This is a genomic window from Sulfidibacter corallicola, from assembly GCF_017498545.1.
In the GTDB taxonomy this organism is placed as follows: Bacteria; Acidobacteriota; Holophagae; order Acanthopleuribacterales; family Acanthopleuribacteraceae; genus Sulfidibacter; species Sulfidibacter corallicola.
Map to the genome: position 1 here is coordinate 295,204 of NZ_CP071793.1, position 18,079 is coordinate 313,282.

An 18,079-nucleotide genomic window follows, 5' to 3' on the forward strand; every position below is an offset into this window, starting at 1 on the left:
AGGTCCCCGCAGTCGGCCTCGTGAACGAACTCGGGACCGGTCGGCCTGTGGAACAGGAGCCCGACAAGGGTCGGCGCGCATTGGTCAGGAATATCATGACAGGATCCTCGCCCTTGAAACAAGTCCTCTGGTGCCTCGCGACCCTGTGGTTGTGGACGCCCTGCCTGGGCGAGGAGCCCACCGAACCGGCCGAGACCCCATACCGCTTCGAGGATCACTTTACCTTCGGTGCTTGGGCCGACATGCTCTACATGGACAGCGATGCCGACGACGAGCAGGAGTTCTTCGACGTCGCGCACCTCTATGTGTTCGGCAAATACACCTTCGGCAAGCGTTGGAGCAGCTTCGCGGAGGTCGCCTTCGAGCAGGAACCCAACCTGCAGGGCGAGGCGGACGACGAGCTGAGTTTGGAGCGCCTCTACCTGCAGTACGATTGGCGCGAGTGGGTCAATTTGCGGTTGGGGAAGTTCGACACCCGCGCGGGCATCATCAAGCCGATTCACTGGGCGATCACGCTCGATTCGATTCGTCGGCCGATCATGGAGGACAACAGCTACGTGCCCGCCAAGTCGGTGGGCCTGGAAGTGTTCGGCAAACGCTATTTCGGCGAGCGCGAGTTCAACTACAGCTTCGCCCTGTCCCACAGTGAAAACGAAGTCACCGACGATCATCCGATCGACCGCGCCAAGAGTGTGGGTCTCGACCTACAGTGGCAGCGATTCGACAGGTATCGCTACGGCTTTTCCTACATCCTGTACCGCGATCCCAAGGACAAGGACCGCTCCGTGGAGGCGTGGCTTCCCTACGCCGAGGTCTGGTTCTGGGATCGGGCGCTGCTGTTCCGGGTGGAGGTGCTGAACCTGACCCGCAACAAGGCTCCCGACCTGCTGGCCTGGTACGCCAAGGCCAAATGGCAGATCTCGCGAGAGTGGACGCTCAACTTTCGGCACGATCAGGGTGAGGACGAGCTTTCGGCCCAGGGCCGCGAGCGGCACTCGCAAAGCTTGACCCTGGCCTTTTTCCCCAGCCGCCAGTGGCGTTTCCGGGTGGAGCTGTCGCAAAACCACATCGAGAGCGATCCCCGCCAGAACTTCACCCAATGGTTGGGTTGGGCGGGATGGATTTTCTGATGATCTGGCGATGCCTGGTATTGGGGTGCCTGTTGCAGGCGAGTGCGTGGGGCCAGGACTTCCTGATCGTCACCTCGACCGATACCCGCATCGAGAGCTTGAGCCGCTTCCAATTGCGGGAAATCTACCTGGGGAAGTTGAAATCGGTGGAGGGCGTGGTGCTGCGGCCGGTTCAGGTGAAGCGCAAGGATCATCTGCGCAAGTCGTTCGAGCGATTCGTGTTTTCCGATCGCTTCGACGTGAACGAGTACTGGCTGATCACCAAGCTGCAGGGGGGACCCGATCCGCCGCTGACGGTCAACGGCTGGGGTCTTGTGTTGGCCTATACCAGCCGCAACCCTGGCTTCGTGGGCTACATTCCCGCGGACAAGGAGAGCGAACTGGGCAAATACGGCTTGAAGGTGATCGCGCTGCGCTGAGCGGAGTGCCCGCCGAACCGGAGGAACCGCCAAGGCCTGCCCAACGCCTCGCTCTCGATGCGGGAACGCTCCATTTGCCTAGTTCGAAGGGGATCGGTGTCTCTTTCGGGTTGCGGGGGCTCCCGGCTCGTGTGGTTTCGATGTATCGCTCGACGTCTCGCTTCGCACGTGGGAGCTTCCGGCAGGAAAAAGGGAGGGGCGGCGCCCCTCCCTTTCGACATCATTCGCAGATGTTGTTCAAGCGGTCCACGTAGTTCAGGACCGTTTGCTGTGAAGGCCATTCGCCGGAACCCGCCGAGGTGCGGATGTCCGCCAGCGCCTCTTCGATGGTGTCGAAGCAACTGACGCAAACCGTTGCATTGCAGGCGATGTCCGTCACCCAACTGACGTTGGTGATGGCGATGTCGTCCACCCAGAATCCCTGCTCGTTCGAGTTGGAATCGCTGACGAAGCGGAACCGGATCTGGAACCGCTGGCCGTTGTAGGTTTGACCCAGGTCGACCGTGGCGCTGCGCCAGGTGCGCTGATCACCGGACCAGACCATGCGGAAGGGGGCCGTGTTGTTGTCCAGCAAGGGCCCATCGTAGGGCACGGTGCTGAGGTTGCCGATATCGAACCAGTCCTGATCTTCGGTCCGCATTTCCATCATCGCGCCGTCCCAGAGCTGGGTCGCGTCGCCTTCGGTGTGGTAGTACAGATCGAAGGTGATCGTCTGGCCGCCGGCATCCGCGGTCATCCACGGTGAGGCCAGGGACTTGTCGGACAACGCACCGGGGTTGGAGGTGAACCAGACATTGTTGCCGCCGTCAGTGGGATCGGCGACCGTCGCCCAATCGTCCGTGTCGAAGAGGGCGCTGTGGGTGTACAGGGTGTTGCCCTCGGCGTCCTCGGTGAGCGAACCGGACTGAACGGTTTCGTTGGCGGCGGTCGTGATGCTGAAGTTGGCGCTGGTGGGTTCGGCACCGCCCAAGTTCAGGGTCAGGTTGATGTTGCCCGTGCAGGTCGCATCGTCTGCCAGCTTGGTGGTGAAGGTGGCGGTGGTCGAAGCGCCGGCCGCCAGCGTGCCCAGATTCAGGGTTGCGGTCTGGATCTCCAGGTCGGTGGAATCGGAGACCAGTGTGGCCGTGACGTCGGCAACGGGTTGGCCGCCGGTATTGGTGACCTGGAAGCTGACCAATCCGGTTTCACCGCGATCGATGATGCCGTCCAGGTTGCCGCCTTCACTGCAGTTGCTCTGGCTGTCGTCCACGCCGGTGAGGGTCGCTTCCAACGGCTCGCGGGTGATGCGGATGATGCCGCGGCCGTGGGTCGCCGCCCACAGCACGTCGTCGTTGGCCCAACGGAGCTGGATCACACGGGTCCAGGCCACGCCGTAGTCGTAGTGTTCCCACGTGAAGGCGCCGCCCTCGTTGGCGTTGTCGTTCGTGGTCCACAGACCCAGGTCCGAGCCCAGGAACAGGCGCGAGCCGTCGGTCGGGTCGACGGTGATCGAGTTCATCGGAATCTCGGGCAGGTTGCCGTGAATCGAGGTCCAGTTCTGGCCGCCGTCGGTGGTTTTCCACACTTTGTCGGGGCCGAAGTCGGCGATGGCCACATAGACCGTGTTGCTGGTGGTGTCGAACGGGTCGAATTCGATCCAGAGGACGTCGCCGTTCCAGGGACCGTTGACACTGGTCCAGTTGTTGCCGGTTCCCAAATCGGTGGTGCGCGACAGGTTGCCGCTGATGCTGCCGACCATGGCGATGGACCCGTCGTGAGGACTGAAGCGGGTGGCGCTGATGCTGCCGCCGATCGCGCCGGTGTTGGTCCAGTTGGCACCGGTCAACTGACGCAGGTTCTCGGTGTACCAGATGCTGCCACTCCCGACCAGCATGCGGTTGCCGTCGTTGGGATCGATTTCGAACGGCTGGATGAAGAGCGCGCCCGCGCCGCCCGGGAAGTTGAGGCTGGCCGCGTCGGCGGGCTCGTTGGAGGTACCGAACATGCCGCCACCGGGCGTGGAACCGTAGATGTAGTTGGTGTCCTGTTGGTCCCAAGCGCAGAAACCGCCGTCACCGCCGAACCATTCGTACCAGATGGCGCGGTTCCCGAAGAAGTAGTGGGAACCGTTGTCCTGGGTACCGCCGATGACGCCCTCTCCGTCGGGATGGGTCGCGATACCGTAGTACTGGGCGATGCGCAGGTCGTTGTTGAGCGAGGTCCAGGTGTCGCCGCTGTCGGTACTTTTGAAGAGGCCGCCGTCGCAGACGATGAACACCGTGTTGCTGTCCTGGGGGTGGAAGGCGATGCCGTGAATGTCGGCGTGCACGTAGGTTTGCGTGTTGCCGAACGGCGGCTGGAAGGTCCAGCGCGTGATCATGCCGATGTTCGTACCGGCGTCTTCGGTGCGGAAGACGTCGACGGCACCCAGGAACACCCGATCGGAATCGCTGGGATCGACACCGACCATCATGTCATACCACCCCTGGCGCTCGATGTAGGGCGTCGTGGAAGCGGTCTTCTGGAAGGTGAGCCCGCCGTCGTTGGAGCGGTACAGGCCATTGGTCTGGTCGCTGCTGCTGGCCATCGAGACGTACACCACGCCGTCGGAGCCGATGCCGATCTCGCCGCGACCGATGTTGGTGGTCGGCATGCCCTCGGCCGCGCCGAGACGGGTCCAATTGGCGCCGGCGTCGGTGGAGCGCATCAAGAAGCGGGTCGTGGTGCCGCTGCCGTAGTGGTAGGCGAACAGCCGGTCCGTGTTGGAAGGATCGACCCTGACGTCCACGAAGCCGCGGCTGGAAATGGCTTGGCCGCTGACCTCGGTCCAATTGGCGCCCAGATCGGTGGAACGGAACAATCCGGCGCGGGTCGCGGCGATGATGATGTCGGTGTTCGGGATCATCGCGATGCGGTTCACCCAATCGAAATTCGAGTTGTCGGTCGAAGGAAGCTGGGTCCAGGTCAGGCCGAAATCGTCCGATTGAAAGATCCCGAGGCCCTGCATCATGCCCACGCCGAAAAAGCCTTCACCCGTGCCGGCGAAGATCCGATCGCTGTTGTCGGGGTCCATGAACAGGCAGGAGATCACCAGGTTGGGCAGGAAGTCGTCGGAGTTTGCCCACGATTGACCGCCGTCGAAGGTACGCCAGATCCCGCCGGTGACACCGCCGACGATGATGTTGTCGCCGTCGGCTGGGTCGATGACGATGCCGCGAATACGACCGCCGAAGTTGCCCGGTCCGTAGTCTTCGAATCGCAAGTTCGGCGCGCTGACCAGCCCGCCCCGTGCCAATTGACTTGCTTGGATTTCGTCTTTGTAGCGATAGTTGAGCCGTTCCGGGTTCTCGTTGTTGGGTGTTTCGCGCCGGGATTGAAGGTATTGCGCATATTCACCGGGGAACTCCGGTTTGGGCCCTTTCGGATCGCCCTTCATGCGGGCCATTTTCTCCAATGAGTGATTGGTGTGGTCTGGTTGCCACATCACGAATCCGGCGACCGCCACCACGGCCATGGCGGCGCCGATGATCAACTTCTTCAAAATTACCTCCTTGGTATTTGGAAACAGACGAGGTCGGCACAAGGAAAAATCCGACGACGATTCGGTCGCGTTCTCGATCAAATGATTGCTGGTGAAATATTGAGAGAGTCTTCAGCCTGTCGAGAACGCACGAAACATCGGGGGCCGAATAAATGAATAGCCCTAACCTTAATGAGTGATATATCGATCCTACGACACACCTCTCGTGAAAACAATAAGAAGGGATGTCGACCCGTAAATAGAGTGAAAACGACGAGGGGAACGCGAAAAAATCGGTACTCTCGGGAGATCGAGAAAGAGTTATCAAGTTGTTTATCATCAATGATTTCAAAGATATGGAGACGAAAATCGAGTCAATTTCCGCAGCCTGTCTTGGACAGATAAATTTGCTTGGGGTCGTGGTTGGCGCGTTCTTCCGTGTTTGCGGGTGATGGATTCCCGCTGGTTTTTTATGAAAACGGATCGAGTTTCAACAGCGCGGCTGTTTCAAACACCGAGGCGTTGTGCTTTTTGCGTGAGGATTTTCCTTGGGCTCCACGATCTGTCCACGAAAGACACGAAAAGCCACGAAAAACCTCAAGCTACCTCGGAAGGGATCGGTTCCTCCCCGCGGTGGATCGCGATCGACATTCTTTTTGTCCACGAATCACACCGATTGACACGAATAGACCGGACTCATGGGTGGCACACGACCGGGGCTCTGAGAAGAGCTTGAGCTTAACATTAAAAATATCAATAGTTTATGCTGGGTTGTCTGTTGTTTTTTTTATCATCTGGGCTTTTGTTCCGGTCCGTGGAAAGCAAGGCAACAGGCGTCGAACGGAATGGCGGAGTTCGTATTCGTGTGGATCTGTGTGATCCGTGGACAAGTCCTCAAATGTCGCGCGTGACACGGCGCCACACTGGGCAGGCCATGCTGGCAGTATCCCTTTCGTGTTTTTTCGTGTATTTAGTGGACAGGCTTATCGCCGAAGCACGCTTCCCAGGTTCGTGATCAGAATCTTGAGGTCGTCGTCCTTCCAGCGGATACCGCCGCCCACGAACGCCGAATCCAGGCTTTCCTCCAGGAAATCGTCCCAGCCGGCCGTCAGGTGCAGCCCGTGTTTCAGCTTGAAACTCAACCCGGCTTTGGCATGGGTGCCCAGGTCGTTCTCGCGGTTGAAATCGAAGCCCTCCAGCGAGAGCTGCAGTTGGTCGCCCATGGCGAAGTAATCGAGCCCGGCGCCGCCCTCGCCCTCGATCAGACCGCCGCGTACAAAGAGTCCGCCGCGCACACGATAGGCCAATTGCCCGGTGAATTCCAGGTCGTCGGCCTCCTCGAGGGAGGAAATCACCGTGCGCGAGACCAGGTTGCCGTCGGGATCGAACGTTTCGGAGGTGGTTTGCGTCAATTCACCCGGAAGGTGGTCGGCATCGCGGGAAACCCCTTCCAACAGGTAGAACTTGTCGTCGCTGGGCTTGATGCGCAGGCCGAAATAGGTTTTGGCCGTGCTGTGCTCCGAAAGGTATTCGCTGCGCACGTGCAGGTCGAACTTCAAGGCGTCGGCGCTGCCCAGGAACTGATCGATCTTGCCCAGGGAATCGTTGGCGGTTTCGAGAACCTGGTTGAGATTGTCCACCGTGGTGGGATCGTTGAAGAGCTTGCCGATGGAACCCTCGCCGCGCTCCACCTTGGCAGTCAACTCGGCCAGCGAGGCACTGGCGCGATTGAACTTTTCGCTCATCGCCGCCACGTTCTGCATGGTCTGATCGATGTTGGGTCGATTGGCCTGGCTGGTTTCGCGGAGGGACTGGGCCAGGGCGCGTAACTCCGCCACCATCGCCGGCAGGTCGCGATTCAGGTTTTGGGTCATGGAGGCGAACTCGCCGGTGGTGGTCTTGATGTTGGTGCGGTTCTCCTCCATCATCGCCACCAAAAGTGCCGACATCTTTTCCAGGTTGGCGGCGATGGCCTCGATGCGGTTGCCGCCGTCGGCCGCGACGGTGCTGGCCTTGAGGCTTTCGGTGATGCCCTGGAAATTCTGGCCGATGGCGTTGAAGGTCGCGGTCAGGTCCTCGAGGGAGGGCGGCACCACGGTCCGCAACGACTGATCGGCACCGAGCCGGCCTTCGCTGCCCGGAAAGAGCGCAATGAACTTTTCACCCAAGACGCCTTGGCTGCGCAGCTCGGTGTAGGCATCGGTGCCGAGCTCCAGGTCTGCCGGCAGGCCGAGGGTGGCCACCGCCTCGCTGCCCATCAGCTCGATGCGGAGTACCCGGCCCACCTTGACGCCGGCGACGCGGACGGCCGTATCCTCGCGAATCCCGGAGGCGTCGCTGAGTATCACGCGCTGCTCGCGCAAGGGTGCCTCGCGCTTGAGGGCGGCGGCCAGGTCGCTGGTCTTGAATACAAAAAAGATCATCACGCCCACGGCGATCAAGACGAACAATCCAACTTTTGCTTCGCGATTCATGGGAGCCTCACTTCGTCTGCGGTAGGGGGTGGGTGGCGGGGCGGTTCGCCGGGTGGCGGAGGCCGGGTCGCCGGTCAGCGCTTGATGAGCGCCGCCGTGGCCGGGCCCTTCGCATTCCCGTCGAGGAATTGGCGGACGATCGGGTCCTGGGTGGCGAAAAAGGTGTCCCTTGGCGCCTCGTGGACCAATCGACCCTGAAACATCATGACCACCCGGTTGGCGATCATTTCGGCCGAACGAATGTCGTGGGTGATGGTGATGGTGGTCGCTTTGAGCTTTTCGCGCATGTCCACGATGACTTCGCTCAGGACCGAGGTCATGATCGGATCGAGGCCCGTGGTCGGTTCGTCGAACAGCAGGATCTCCGGTTCGAGGGCGATGGCGCGGGCGAAACCGACGCGGCGACGCATGCCGCCGGAGAGCTCGCTGGGCGTCAGGTTCGCGATGCCCGGCATGCCGACGATCTCCAGGCACTCTTCGACGCGGTCCTTGATTTCGCCACGTTTCAAGGTGCGATGGGCGCGACGCAGCGGGAAGGCGATGTTGTCGAAGACGTTCAGCGAATCGAAGAGCGCACCCTCCTGGAACGACATACCGAAGCGGCGGCGCAGGTGGTAGGTCTGTTTGCGGTCCATTTGTTTCCAGTCGCAGCCGTCGATCAGGACCTGGCCCTCGTCCGCCAGCATCAGGCCGACCAGGTGGCTGAGGAAGACGCTCTTACCGGCACCGGACCCACCCAGGATCACCACCGATTCGGCCTTGCCGATTTCGATGTTCACACCCTGCAACACGTGGTTGGCGCCGAAGCGCTTGTGCAGATCGGCGACCTTGATGAAGGGCTGGTCGGATGCGGTGGTGTCGGCGGGGGTTTGGGACATCAGGTCAACACCTTGGTGAGGAAGAAATCGGTGACGAGGATGCCGAGGCTGGCGTTGACCACGGCCGCGGTGGTGTTTTTGCCCACACCTTCGGCGCCGCCCTGCGTGTTGAGGCCGGTGTAGCAGCCCACGCTGGCGATGATGGCGCCGAACACCGTCGATTTGACGATGCCCGACCAATAGTCGAATGGCTCCAGGAATTCGAAGACGCGGTCGAAGAACCCCGGCATGGGCGCGTTGAGGATGTGATTGATCAGGTACCAGCCGCCGCCGAGCCCGATCAGGTCACCGAGCGTGATCAACAGCGGCAGCATCAGGGTGGTCGCCAACAGGCGCGGCACGACCAGGAACTGGATCGGGTCGGTGGCCATGACCTCCATCGCGTCGATCTGGCGGGTGACGCGCATGGTGCCCAATTCGGCGGCCATCGCCGAGCCCACCCGGCCGGCCATCATCATGCCGCCCAGGACCGGCGCCAGCTCCCGCAGCAAGGCCACGCCGAGAATGCCGGGCACGTAACTCTCCGCTTGAAAGCGGGCGAAGCCGTCGTAGGTCTGTAGGGTGAACACCATGCCGGTGAAAATGCAGGTGACCGCCACGACCGGGAAACTGGCGACCCCCACCGATTCCAATTGTTTGAACAACTCGCGCCATTCGAAGGGGCGACGAAAAATGGCGGCGAAGGCCCGCAGGACCAGCGTGCTGTAGCGGCCGGTGCCTTCCATGACGGCGAGTGTCCGGCGACCTAGGTTCTCGAGCAATGGTGCCTCCGTGACGAACGATCCTGACACGAGGTGAGCGCGGCCGGGACCGAACATCGGTCCTCGGAGCCAAGTCTAACGCTTTTCGGTGGGTGGAACCCATTCATTTTCACTCATTTTGCCGGTTCGTCGCAATGCCTCAACCGTGGCGGCGCTCGAAATCGGCCATGACTTCCACCAGTTTTTCGACACCGGCCATCGGCATCGCGTTGTAGAGGCTGGCGCGCATGCCGCCCACGGACCGATGTCCCTTGAGGTTCACCAGGCCCTGGGATTCGGCTTCCGCCAGAAAGGCCTGGTCGAGGTCGTCGCCGGGCAGCAGGAAGGGGATGTTCATCAGCGAGCGGGCCGGCGGCGCGACGGTTGCGCGGAACAGGTCGCTGCCGTCCAGGAAATCGTAGAGCAGCGCGGCCTTGTGGCGGTTGCGTGCTTCCATGGCCTCGATCCCACCCTGGCGGAGGACCCAGTCGAAGACGAGGCCGGCGATGTAGATCGCGTAGCAGGGCGGGGTGTTGTGGCACGAGTTGGCCTTGGCGTGGGTTTGGTAATCGAGCATGGCCGGGACTTTGGGGCCGGCGTGCCCGATCAGGTCTTCGCGAATGATCACGATCGTCATGCCCGCCATGCCGGCGTTCTTCTGGGCACCGGCATAGATGAGCCCGAAATCCTCCACGCGATAGCGCTGGGCCAGGATGTTGGACGACATGTCGGCGACCAGCGGGATCGCCTCGAACCGGGGCGGTGGCGCCAGTTTCGGGTCGTAACAGGTACCGAAAATGGTGTTGTTGGTCGTGATGTGGACGTAATCGAGGTCCGGATCGACCCGGCTCGGTTCGCACGGGGGCAGGGTCGTGAATCCCGTGTCCTCCGAACTGGCCAGAATCTGCGTTTCGCCGTACTTGCGTGCTTCGGCGATGGCTTTCTTGGACCAGGAGCCCGTGTGAAGAAAACCCGCGCGATGCGACTTGCGGAACAGGTTCAGCGGCACCATGGCGAATTGGGTGAAGGCGCCGCCCTGGAGGAACAGGACGCGGTAGTGGGACGGAATCGACATCAGGTCGCGCAGGCGTCGTTCGGTGGCTTCCAGGATGTCGGTGAACATCTTGGAACGGTGGCTCATTTCCATGACCGACATGCCCGAGCCCCGGTGATCCATCATTTCTTCGGCTGCCAGGTGCAACACTTCTTCGGGCAGGGTGGAAGGACCGGCGGAGAAATTGAAAACTCTGGTCACGGCAGACCTCCTCGATGTCGAAACCCACGATCGCCGCACGCGGTGGCCGAAGCGCTCGTGTGAACGTCCGGAGCCCGCTGAAACGACGGCGAGCTCGGAATGGGCACATTCTAGCGGGAGCGCATCGGAAAGGGTATCCGAAATCGAGGCTGCGGTCGGCGCGCCGGAGCGCCGGTTCGGCGCGGGGATCGGTCGAGATCGATGCGATCCGAGGATGTGTGCGAACGCACCGTTGTGGTAAAGGTCCCAAATCTAGGCGGGATCGGGTTATGATAAATGCACATCAGCCGATGCCAGTCAGAAGGCTTCTCCTTTTCTACGACCGGTTTGCGACTTTCGCGAAGAACCGGATCGCAGATCGGGAAGGGCTTTTTCCATTCCGCTTCAGGATATTCGGACATTCGCGCATACGGAGTATTTGGTGATTAAAGTTCCCTCCATCACCTTCGGCGACATCGAAATCGATGATCACAAGGTCTATCAATTCGACAAGGGGATCCCCGGACTCAGGGGCATCCACAAGTACGCGATTGTCGAGGCCGAAGATACCGAGCCCGTCAAATGGCTCCAGGCCCTCGAGCCGCCCTATATCACGCTGATGATGCTCGATCCCGCCATCGTCGACAGCGATTATTCGGTCAACCTCACGGACGAACATCTCAAGATCCTGGGAAATCCAACGATGCAGGAGGTTTTCCTGATGGTTTTGATCGTGGTCCCCGAGGATGCCCATAACATGACCGCAAACCTGCTGGCGCCACTCGTTTTCAATCTCGCCGCCCGCAAGGCGCTCCAGGTTGTGGTCGAAGGCTCGCCGGAGATGCTCCGAGTCAAGGTAATCAAGGATTGAGGCATTCATGTTAGTCTTTTCGCGCAAAAAAGATGATGCAATCGTCATCGGATCCGACATCGAGATCAAGATCATTTCCATCGGGCGGGATACGGTCAAGATCGGCATCAATGCACCGCGCCACGTCACGATTCACCGCAAAGAGATCTACCTGGCGATCGAAGAGGAAAACCGGAAGGCCGCGGCCAAGTCCATCAACGCTTCGCAACTGGATCTCATCAAGAGCCTGGTCAAGAAAAAGAAATAGCGGGCGGGGCTACAACAATCCGCTGCCCTTCACTTCCAGGTAACTGTTGATCATCGAAACCGGCAACATTTCGGGCGTGACGTCGAGGCTGAGCACGTTTTTCTGTTTGAGTTGTTGGTAGATCTGTTCCCGATCGGCCATGTAGAGATGGGTGGCCGCCAGCCGCAGGCCGCTTTCCAAATCCGTGACACTGCCCTCGACGACCTCGTCCAACACCTGCTCGCGCATGCTGGCCACGAGTACCAGGTGCTTGCGTCGCAGCAGTTGGAGTGCGGGCAGCAGTTCGCCGTCGTCCTCGTCGCGAAGGTTGGTGATGAGCACGATCAGGCTGCGTTTGCGCACGTGTCGCAGCACCTGTTGGGCGACGCCGAGGAAATCGGAGGTCTCGTGGCCCGGTTGGATGTCGTAGATGCGGTCGAGGATCAGGTTGAGTTGGGGTGCGCCCTTGCGCGGGGCCAGCCAGCGGCGCCCCCCGCTGAAGGTCATCAGGCCCACCGCATCGCCGTGGCGCAGGGCCACGTGGGTCATCAGCAGGACCGCGTTGAGCGCGTGATCGAAGTGGCTGAGCTGTCCGTCCTGGGTGCGCATCGTCTGGCCGCAGTCCATGAGGAACACCACCTGTTGGTTGCGTTCGTCCTGGTGTTCGCGGGAAATCAGTTTGCGCATGCGCGACGAGGCCTTCCAATCGATCTGGCGCATCGAATCGCCCTGCACGAACTCGCGCAATTGGTGGAACTCGCGCCCTTCGCCGCGGCGCTGGCGGCGGTGGATGCCGAGTTGGCTCAGGCGCTGGTGGGTGGCCAGCAGGGTGTACTTGGCCACCGCCTGGAAATTGGGGTAGACCCGGACTTCGGAAGGCTCGCCCACCATGGCCGAGCGGTGCCAGAACCCGAAGGGAGAGCCCAGCAGCACCTGGGTCTTGCCGAACGTCAGATCGCCGCGCGTGACCGGCTTGAGCCGATAGGCCATTTCGCGCCACTGGCCGGGAACCAATGCGACCTGAAGCGGCAGGTCGCGGGTCTGGCACTGCGGTGGGTGGAAGTCGTGGACATCCACCGTCAGGGCGTGCGAGCCGGGACCCTCCACCCGCAGGTGAACCTCCGTCCAGGCGCCCAGCGCGAGGGCGTGGGGAACCTTGCGGACGACCTTCGGCAGGGGCAGGGCGCGAGCGCGCAAGGCGTCGATCGCGAGGATCGTGCCCGCCACGAGGACCACCACCAGCCAGGGCTGGCGAAGGGCCGGGAAGAATCCCACCAGCACCGCCAGGCCCAGCACGGCGCCCCAAAGGCGAAGCGTGCGACGGGTCGGTCTCATAAACGGGGTGCCTCTACGTGGGAGAGAATCTCGCGCAGCACGTGCTCGGTGGTGCGCCCCTCGATTTCCATGTCCGGGGTCAGCACCATGCGGTGGCGCAACGCGGGCAGCGCCACGTCCTTGATGTCGTCGGGTGTCACGAAATCGCGATGTTGGAGGAGGGCATAGGCCCGGGCGGCACGCAGCAGCCCGATGGAGCCGCGCGGCCCCGCCCCGATCGAGACGCCCGACCAGTCCCGTGTGGCGCGCACCAGGCGAACCGCGTACTCCACCACCTTGCGGTCCAGTTCCAGGCGAGCGACCGCCTGTTGGGTGGCGAGCAGTCCGGCCTGATCGGTCACGGTCTCCACCTGGCTCAGGTCGAAGCTGTCGCCGACCTTGCCGCCGACGACCTGCTCCACCAATTGGAACTCCTCCGTTTCCTGCGGATAGTCGATGTGGATCTTCAGGAGGAACCGGTCCAGTTGGGCATCGGGCAGGGGATAGGTGCCCTCCTGCTCGATCGGGTTCTGGGTGGCGAGGGTCATGAACGGGCGCGGCAGGTTCATGGTGCGCCCTTCCAGGGTCACCTGCTGTTCCTGCATCGCCTCCAGCAGGGACGACTGGGTCTTGGCGGGGGCGCGATTGATTTCGTCGGCCAGCAGGATTTGGGTGAAGATCGGTCCGCGGCGGATTTTGAATTGGCCCTGCTGCATGTCGTACATGACGTGCCCCATGACGTCGCTGGGCATCAGATCGGGGGTGAACTGGATGCGGGCGTGACCACCGCCGAACGTCTTGGCCAGGGCGCGAACCAACAAGGTCTTGCCCAGTCCGGGGACGCCTTCGATCAGCACGTGCCCGCTGGCCAGCAAGCCCACCAGAACCTGGTCGATCACCTCGTGTTGGCCGACGATGACCTTGGCGATCTGGTCGCGCATGCGCACCACCCGTTCCGCCGCCGCGGCAAGCTCCTCCTTGGCGGGGGGCGGCGTCTCCACGGGCGGCGGGGCCGTCTGTGGGCCGCCGAAGGCGGGATTCTGCGGCAGTTGCTGCTCGTTCATAAGGCTCTCCTAATCGTTTCGATGTCGATGACGGTTTGCAGGAACACGTCCTCTTTTTCCAGGTCCTCGCGTTTCACGGCCTGTTGAATGCGCAGGCCGGTGAGTCCACTGATCTCGGCGATCCGTTCGTGGACCTCGCGATCCTCCAGTTTTTGCCAGCCCGGGTGTCGGTGACGCAGGCGCGACCACATGATGCCGCGCAACACCTCGACCATGTGGAGGCCGAACCCGCGCCGCCAGAGAAAGGCGCCCGAGGCTTCGATGTGTTCCAGGAGGCGGCGGCGGTCGAGCGGCGGATCGGGTTCGATCGGTCCTTGGCGGCTGCCCATCCGCCACAGCGTGAAGCCCGTCAGCAGGGCCAGCGCCAGAAGGGCCGGCCAGCCCTTGTTGAAAAACAGGGTCCAGAACGATTCGTACTCCTCGCCATAGACCAGCCAGACCGAGCCGGGCGCCTCACCGGTTTGGGTGATGATCTCCCAGAAGACGAAGGCGTTGTCGTGGCGACCGATGTGATCGTTGTCGAAGAGGTCGCTCTCCGACAGCACGCCCACCGTGCCCTGGTCGAACGCGGTCGAAACGTACCAGAACCCGAAATCGTCCTTGAGGTACATGATCGTCTCTTCGGAAGGGAAGAGGACGCGGCGCGCGCTGCGGAAGGTCGTCTTGATCGTGACACTTTCGTTCCAGGTGAGTTCGTGGGGCTCGTCGAGGTATTCGGTACCGTCGAAATTCACGCCGAACCCGAAATCGGTCAGCAGCGAATCCTGGCGTTCGTCGTCGTCTCGGTCCTGGGCGACGATGATCAGTTGGCCGCCGCGGGACACCCAGTCCTTCAGTTCCTCGTTGCGTTCGCGGCTGAAGGCATGGCGCGTGGCGGCCAGGAACAGGAACTCGTCGGTGTCGGGCAGGGATTGTCCGTTGCCGAGCCGGCGCAGGCTCTTGGTCCGAACCCCGCGGGTCTCCAGGAAGCGGACCGCGGCGTGGAACGGGTTGGTGCGCGCTTCCCCCTGGCGGCCGGTGTTGACGGTGATTTCCTTTTTTTCGAACAGGGCCAGGAAGAGCAGGACGACCAGGGCCAGCAACGAGAAAAACAGGAAAGGCGTCAACCAGGGTGATTTTTCCTTCACGTCACCACCCCCAGATGTTTCATCCAGCTTTGGCACAGGGATTCGAACCGTTCGCCTTCCGGCATGCGGTGGGCATAGGCCGCGGCCTGCCAGGCCAGGGTGAGATCGGCAAAAAACTGGGCCGGCTCACCTTCGATCTGGCGCCGCACCAGGCGCAGGCATTCGCCCTCGGTGGCGAAGTCGGCGATCTCGATGCGTCCCGATTCGACCAGGCGGTGGATGGCTCCCCGGAACAGGAGGCTCAGGGCCTCGCGCCCGTTGCCGCTCTGCCACCGCTGGCGGGCGGCCTGGACGATGTCGGTCGGAAGGGTCGTCGGATCGATGGCGAACCCCTCTCCCTTCTGGAGATCGGGCACCACTTCCGCCGGTTTTTCGGCGGACAGGGCTTCCAGGCCGCGTGGTTTGCGGCGGTTGATCAAGTAGATGACGAAGGCGACCAACAGAATGATCGCGATGGCCAAAAGGCCGTAGAACAGGAATTTGCCGAACACACCGAGCATGCCCAACGCACTCAGGTCCAGGTCCTCGGATTCGGAAGCCTCGGGTGTTTCCTCGGGATCGAGGCGCAACCGCCAGCGCGTCACCGTCTTTTCTTCGCCGAACTCGGGCGCGGTCATGACCGTGCGAATGTCTTCCTTGGCCGAACTGACCGCTTCTTCCTGGGCGATGGCGGGTGGCGCCGCGAACCAGGCGGCCAACGCGCAGCAGAGCAGCATGGAGATCTTGGTTCCCTCCTGCAACCGAACCGCGATGCGCTTGAACGCCAACTCCAGATCCCAACCCTCCAGCAGGGTGCGCCTGTTGATGTAGAGCGAGAAACAGGTGGCCGCGTAGAAGGGTTCCAGGATCAACGAAGCCAGGATGTAGAAATTGACCATGACGAGGGGCAGCCCTTCTTCACCGGCGCCCCAACCCAGGGTGCCGGCATAGGCTTCCGGGACGAGCAGCATCACCAACTGGTAGAAGCCGTAGGCCAGGATCCATTCGAAGACGAAGTAGGCCATGGTGACGAGCATGGTGTATTCGACGAGGGTGCGGGTCAGCAGGGAAACGCGGGACTGGCGCTTCTTGCCGCGCATGTTCTCCAACATGTACACGGGCATGTCGATCAGGCGGTTGGGGCTGAGGCGAAACCAGAACAGGGGACCGAGCCAGGGCAGGCGGATCTGGCCCGGCAGGGCCTTGAGCGTCTCGGTGGTGGTGGGAGGGTCGCCGAACATGGCGCGGCTGAGGACGAAAATCGGGATGCGATCCCAAATCGGTTTGAGCCACCAGAACAGGAACAGCAACAGCCAGGGGAGCTGATGGGAACACAGGTTTAGGAAGGCCCAGAACGGCAGCAGGATTACCAGCCAAGGCCCGTAGATCGCGCCGAACCAGCGTTGGGTCATGCGAATGCCGAGGTCCATGGCCTCGTGCGGGCGGCGTGGCCGGACCTCGACGGTCAAATCTTCAATGTTCATGAGACCGTCCTGCCAGGCCCAGGTAGGCGAAGACGCCGGTCCACAAGAGGGCCGCGACTCCGTATTTGATCGGGGCCGGAAAGATGCGTGGTGACCAGAAGGCTTCGATGCCCGCAGCGATGAACAGCATGCCCGCCATGCCGTAGACGATCGGCAGCGCGTTGCGGCCCGCGACTTTCAGGGCCTGGGCCCGCGACAGCCGACCCGGGGCCATCAGGGCCAGGCCGAGCCGGAACCCCGCCACGCCGGAAAGCACGATGGCCGTCAGTTCGAAGGAGCCGTGGCCACAGACGAAGAGCGTGAAGTTTTGCGCATATTCCATGTTGAGCATGTGGCCGGAGACCGCGCCCAGGAAGAAACCGTTGAACAGCAGCGTGAACAGGCTGCCGATGCCGGCCAGCAGACCGCCGGCGAAGGTGCTCAGGCCGATGCCCGTGTTGTGGCGGATGTAATGGCCGAACATGAGAATGTCGGAGCCGATCGTGCGTTCGTTCTCGTGGGCCTTTTCGTACATGGCCTCCATGTAGGCCACGTATTCGGGGGGCAGGATCGTGTAGATCAATTCGGGATCCACGTGAATGGCGGCGATCATCCCGATGAAGGGCCCGTAGAACAGGAAGGTGCAGAGCCAGAAGAGGCGGGCCTCGCGTCGCACCGCACGCGGAAAATCGCGGGCGATGAAGCGCCAGATCTCGCCGAGCGTGTTGCCGCGGGGCTGGTAGAACACCTGGTGGGCCTTGAGCACCATCAGGTTGAGCCGGTCCACCAGGCGCGCGCTGTAGCGACGGTCGCGCGCCAGCGAGAGGTGTTTGCAGACCCGGCGGTAATTCTTGGGGAAGTCGGCCAGCTCCGCTTGGGATGCCTTGCGGGCCTTGATGCGGTCCAACACGCCGTCGAATTCGAGCCAATGGTTGTCGTGGCGTTTCTCGAACGCTTCCTGTTTCATCGGCGCGTCCCCACCAACCAATTCGCGAAGCCGTACAGGGCCTCCACCGCTTTCAAACCCTGCTTGTGGGTCAGCGGTTCCAAATGACTGGCCAATTCCTCGGCGCGGTTGCCGGGCAGGGTCTGGGCCCGTTCGCCGAAGGAGATCACCGCCCGTTGTTCGGTGAGTGAAAGTGCCGCGGGCGGTGGCAAGGGCGGCTGTTGCGGGATGCTCTCGGGGCTTGGCGACGCCAACATACGGTAGATGACCAGGGTGCCGGCGACGCGATCGCCCAGCCGCTGGAACCGCGCGCTGGCGAGACAGGAGCCCAAACCGAACGCGAAACCGAAGGGCAGGAAATCTACCGCCCGAAGCAGGTTCCGCAGCATGGCGCCGCGCATGCCGATGGGAGTGCCGTCCTCGTGGATGACCTCCAATCCCATGATGCGCTTGCCGGGGGTCTGGCCCTTGTTGTAGACCTCGAACAGCACGAAGTAGAACCACTCCATGAAGAACGCGAAAATCGAGAAAATACCCCAACCGGCCTCCCCCATGAAGAGGAGCGCGCTGCCGAAGGCGATGTAGGCCATACTGCGGATCAGGGAATCGATGATCAGCGCGAGGGCACGTGACACGGGTCCTGCGACTTTCAAATTGATTTGGACGCCTTCCGGCGTTTCGATGGCATGGAGGGTATCCAGCATTCAGGGACCTT

The 18,079-nt window shown here is 62.0% G+C and carries 15 protein-coding genes; 4 read left to right on the forward strand and 11 right to left on the reverse strand.

Going from position 1 to position 18,079, the window contains the following annotated elements; genetic code table 11:
* Positions 1–113: 113 nt before the first annotated feature.
* Positions 114–1,130: a hypothetical protein gene (locus J3U87_RS00865; protein WP_237381133.1), complete on the forward strand. Its 1,017-nt coding sequence runs from the start codon at positions 114–116 to the stop codon at positions 1,128–1,130.
* Positions 1,130–1,549, forward strand: a complete 420-nt coding sequence (locus J3U87_RS00870) for a hypothetical protein (protein ID WP_237381134.1) — start codon at positions 1,130–1,132, stop codon at positions 1,547–1,549. Before J3U87_RS00865 ends, J3U87_RS00870 begins: the two co-directional genes overlap by 1 nt.
* Before the next feature lie 220 nt (positions 1,550–1,769).
* Here the strand turns inward: J3U87_RS00870 and J3U87_RS00875 are convergent, their stop codons facing one another.
* The 5 genes from J3U87_RS00875 to serC form a co-directional block, all read right to left on the reverse strand.
* Positions 1,770–5,069 carry a hypothetical protein gene (locus J3U87_RS00875; RefSeq protein WP_237381135.1) on the reverse strand — a complete coding sequence of 1,100 codons (3,300 nt, stop codon included), beginning with the start codon at positions 5,067–5,069 and terminating at the stop codon, positions 1,770–1,772.
* A 962-nt stretch (positions 5,070–6,031) separates the two neighbouring features.
* Positions 6,032–7,522 (reverse strand): MlaD family protein, encoded by a 1,491-nt coding sequence (locus J3U87_RS00880; protein WP_237381136.1) that lies wholly within the window; start codon positions 7,520–7,522, stop codon positions 6,032–6,034.
* Between the two features lie 74 nt (positions 7,523–7,596).
* Positions 7,597–8,400, reverse strand: coding sequence for an ABC transporter ATP-binding protein (locus J3U87_RS00885; protein WP_237381137.1), 804 nt, complete (start codon positions 8,398–8,400; stop codon positions 7,597–7,599).
* The gene (locus J3U87_RS00890) at positions 8,400–9,161 is read right to left on the reverse strand and encodes an MlaE family ABC transporter permease (protein WP_237381138.1); all 762 of its coding nucleotides are present in this window, start codon (positions 9,159–9,161) and stop codon (positions 8,400–8,402) included. Before J3U87_RS00890 ends, J3U87_RS00885 begins: the two co-directional genes overlap by 1 nt.
* 139 nt (positions 9,162–9,300) lie before the next feature.
* On the reverse strand, positions 9,301–10,395 hold the full coding sequence (gene serC / locus J3U87_RS00895) for a 3-phosphoserine/phosphohydroxythreonine transaminase (protein ID WP_237381139.1): 1,095 nt from the start codon (positions 10,393–10,395) through the stop codon (positions 9,301–9,303).
* 421 nt (positions 10,396–10,816) lie between these two features.
* On the opposite strand from serC, the gene fliW reads away from it, so the two are divergent.
* Both fliW and csrA read left to right on the forward strand, forming a co-directional pair.
* Positions 10,817–11,245 carry a flagellar assembly protein FliW gene (gene fliW / locus J3U87_RS00900; RefSeq protein WP_237381140.1) on the forward strand — a complete coding sequence of 143 codons (429 nt, stop codon included), beginning with the start codon at positions 10,817–10,819 and terminating at the stop codon, positions 11,243–11,245.
* A 7-nt stretch (positions 11,246–11,252) separates the two neighbouring features.
* Positions 11,253–11,492, forward strand: coding sequence for a carbon storage regulator CsrA (gene csrA, locus J3U87_RS00905; protein WP_237381141.1), 240 nt, complete (start codon positions 11,253–11,255; stop codon positions 11,490–11,492).
* A 9-nt stretch (positions 11,493–11,501) separates the two neighbouring features.
* Here csrA and J3U87_RS00910 read toward each other — a convergent pair whose 3' ends face one another.
* Genes J3U87_RS00910 through J3U87_RS00935 form a run of 6 tightly spaced genes read right to left on the reverse strand, consistent with a single transcriptional unit; the run spans position 11,502 to position 18,068 of the window.
* Complete coding sequence (locus J3U87_RS00910) at positions 11,502–12,806, reverse strand: DUF58 domain-containing protein (RefSeq protein ID WP_237381142.1); 1,305 nt, start codon at positions 12,804–12,806, stop codon at positions 11,502–11,504.
* Complete coding sequence (locus J3U87_RS00915) at positions 12,803–13,849, reverse strand: AAA family ATPase (RefSeq protein ID WP_237381143.1); 1,047 nt, start codon at positions 13,847–13,849, stop codon at positions 12,803–12,805. The genes J3U87_RS00910 and J3U87_RS00915 overlap by 4 nt, the downstream gene beginning before the upstream one ends.
* A complete protein-coding gene (locus J3U87_RS00920; protein ID WP_237381144.1) occupies positions 13,846–14,976 on the reverse strand; it encodes a DUF4350 domain-containing protein in 1,131 nt (376 codons plus the stop codon). Before J3U87_RS00920 ends, J3U87_RS00915 begins: the two co-directional genes overlap by 4 nt.
* Complete coding sequence (locus J3U87_RS00925) at positions 14,973–16,439, reverse strand: DUF4129 domain-containing protein (RefSeq protein WP_237381145.1); 1,467 nt, start codon at positions 16,437–16,439, stop codon at positions 14,973–14,975. Before J3U87_RS00925 ends, J3U87_RS00920 begins: the two co-directional genes overlap by 4 nt.
* Positions 16,429–17,385, reverse strand: a complete 957-nt coding sequence (locus J3U87_RS00930) for a stage II sporulation protein M (protein WP_237381146.1) — start codon at positions 17,383–17,385, stop codon at positions 16,429–16,431. The genes J3U87_RS00925 and J3U87_RS00930 overlap by 11 nt, the downstream gene beginning before the upstream one ends.
* Positions 17,382–18,068, reverse strand: a complete 687-nt coding sequence (locus tag J3U87_RS00935; protein WP_237381147.1) for an RDD family protein — start codon at positions 18,066–18,068, stop codon at positions 17,382–17,384. Before J3U87_RS00935 ends, J3U87_RS00930 begins: the two co-directional genes overlap by 4 nt.
* Positions 18,069–18,079: the final 11 nt, after the last annotated feature.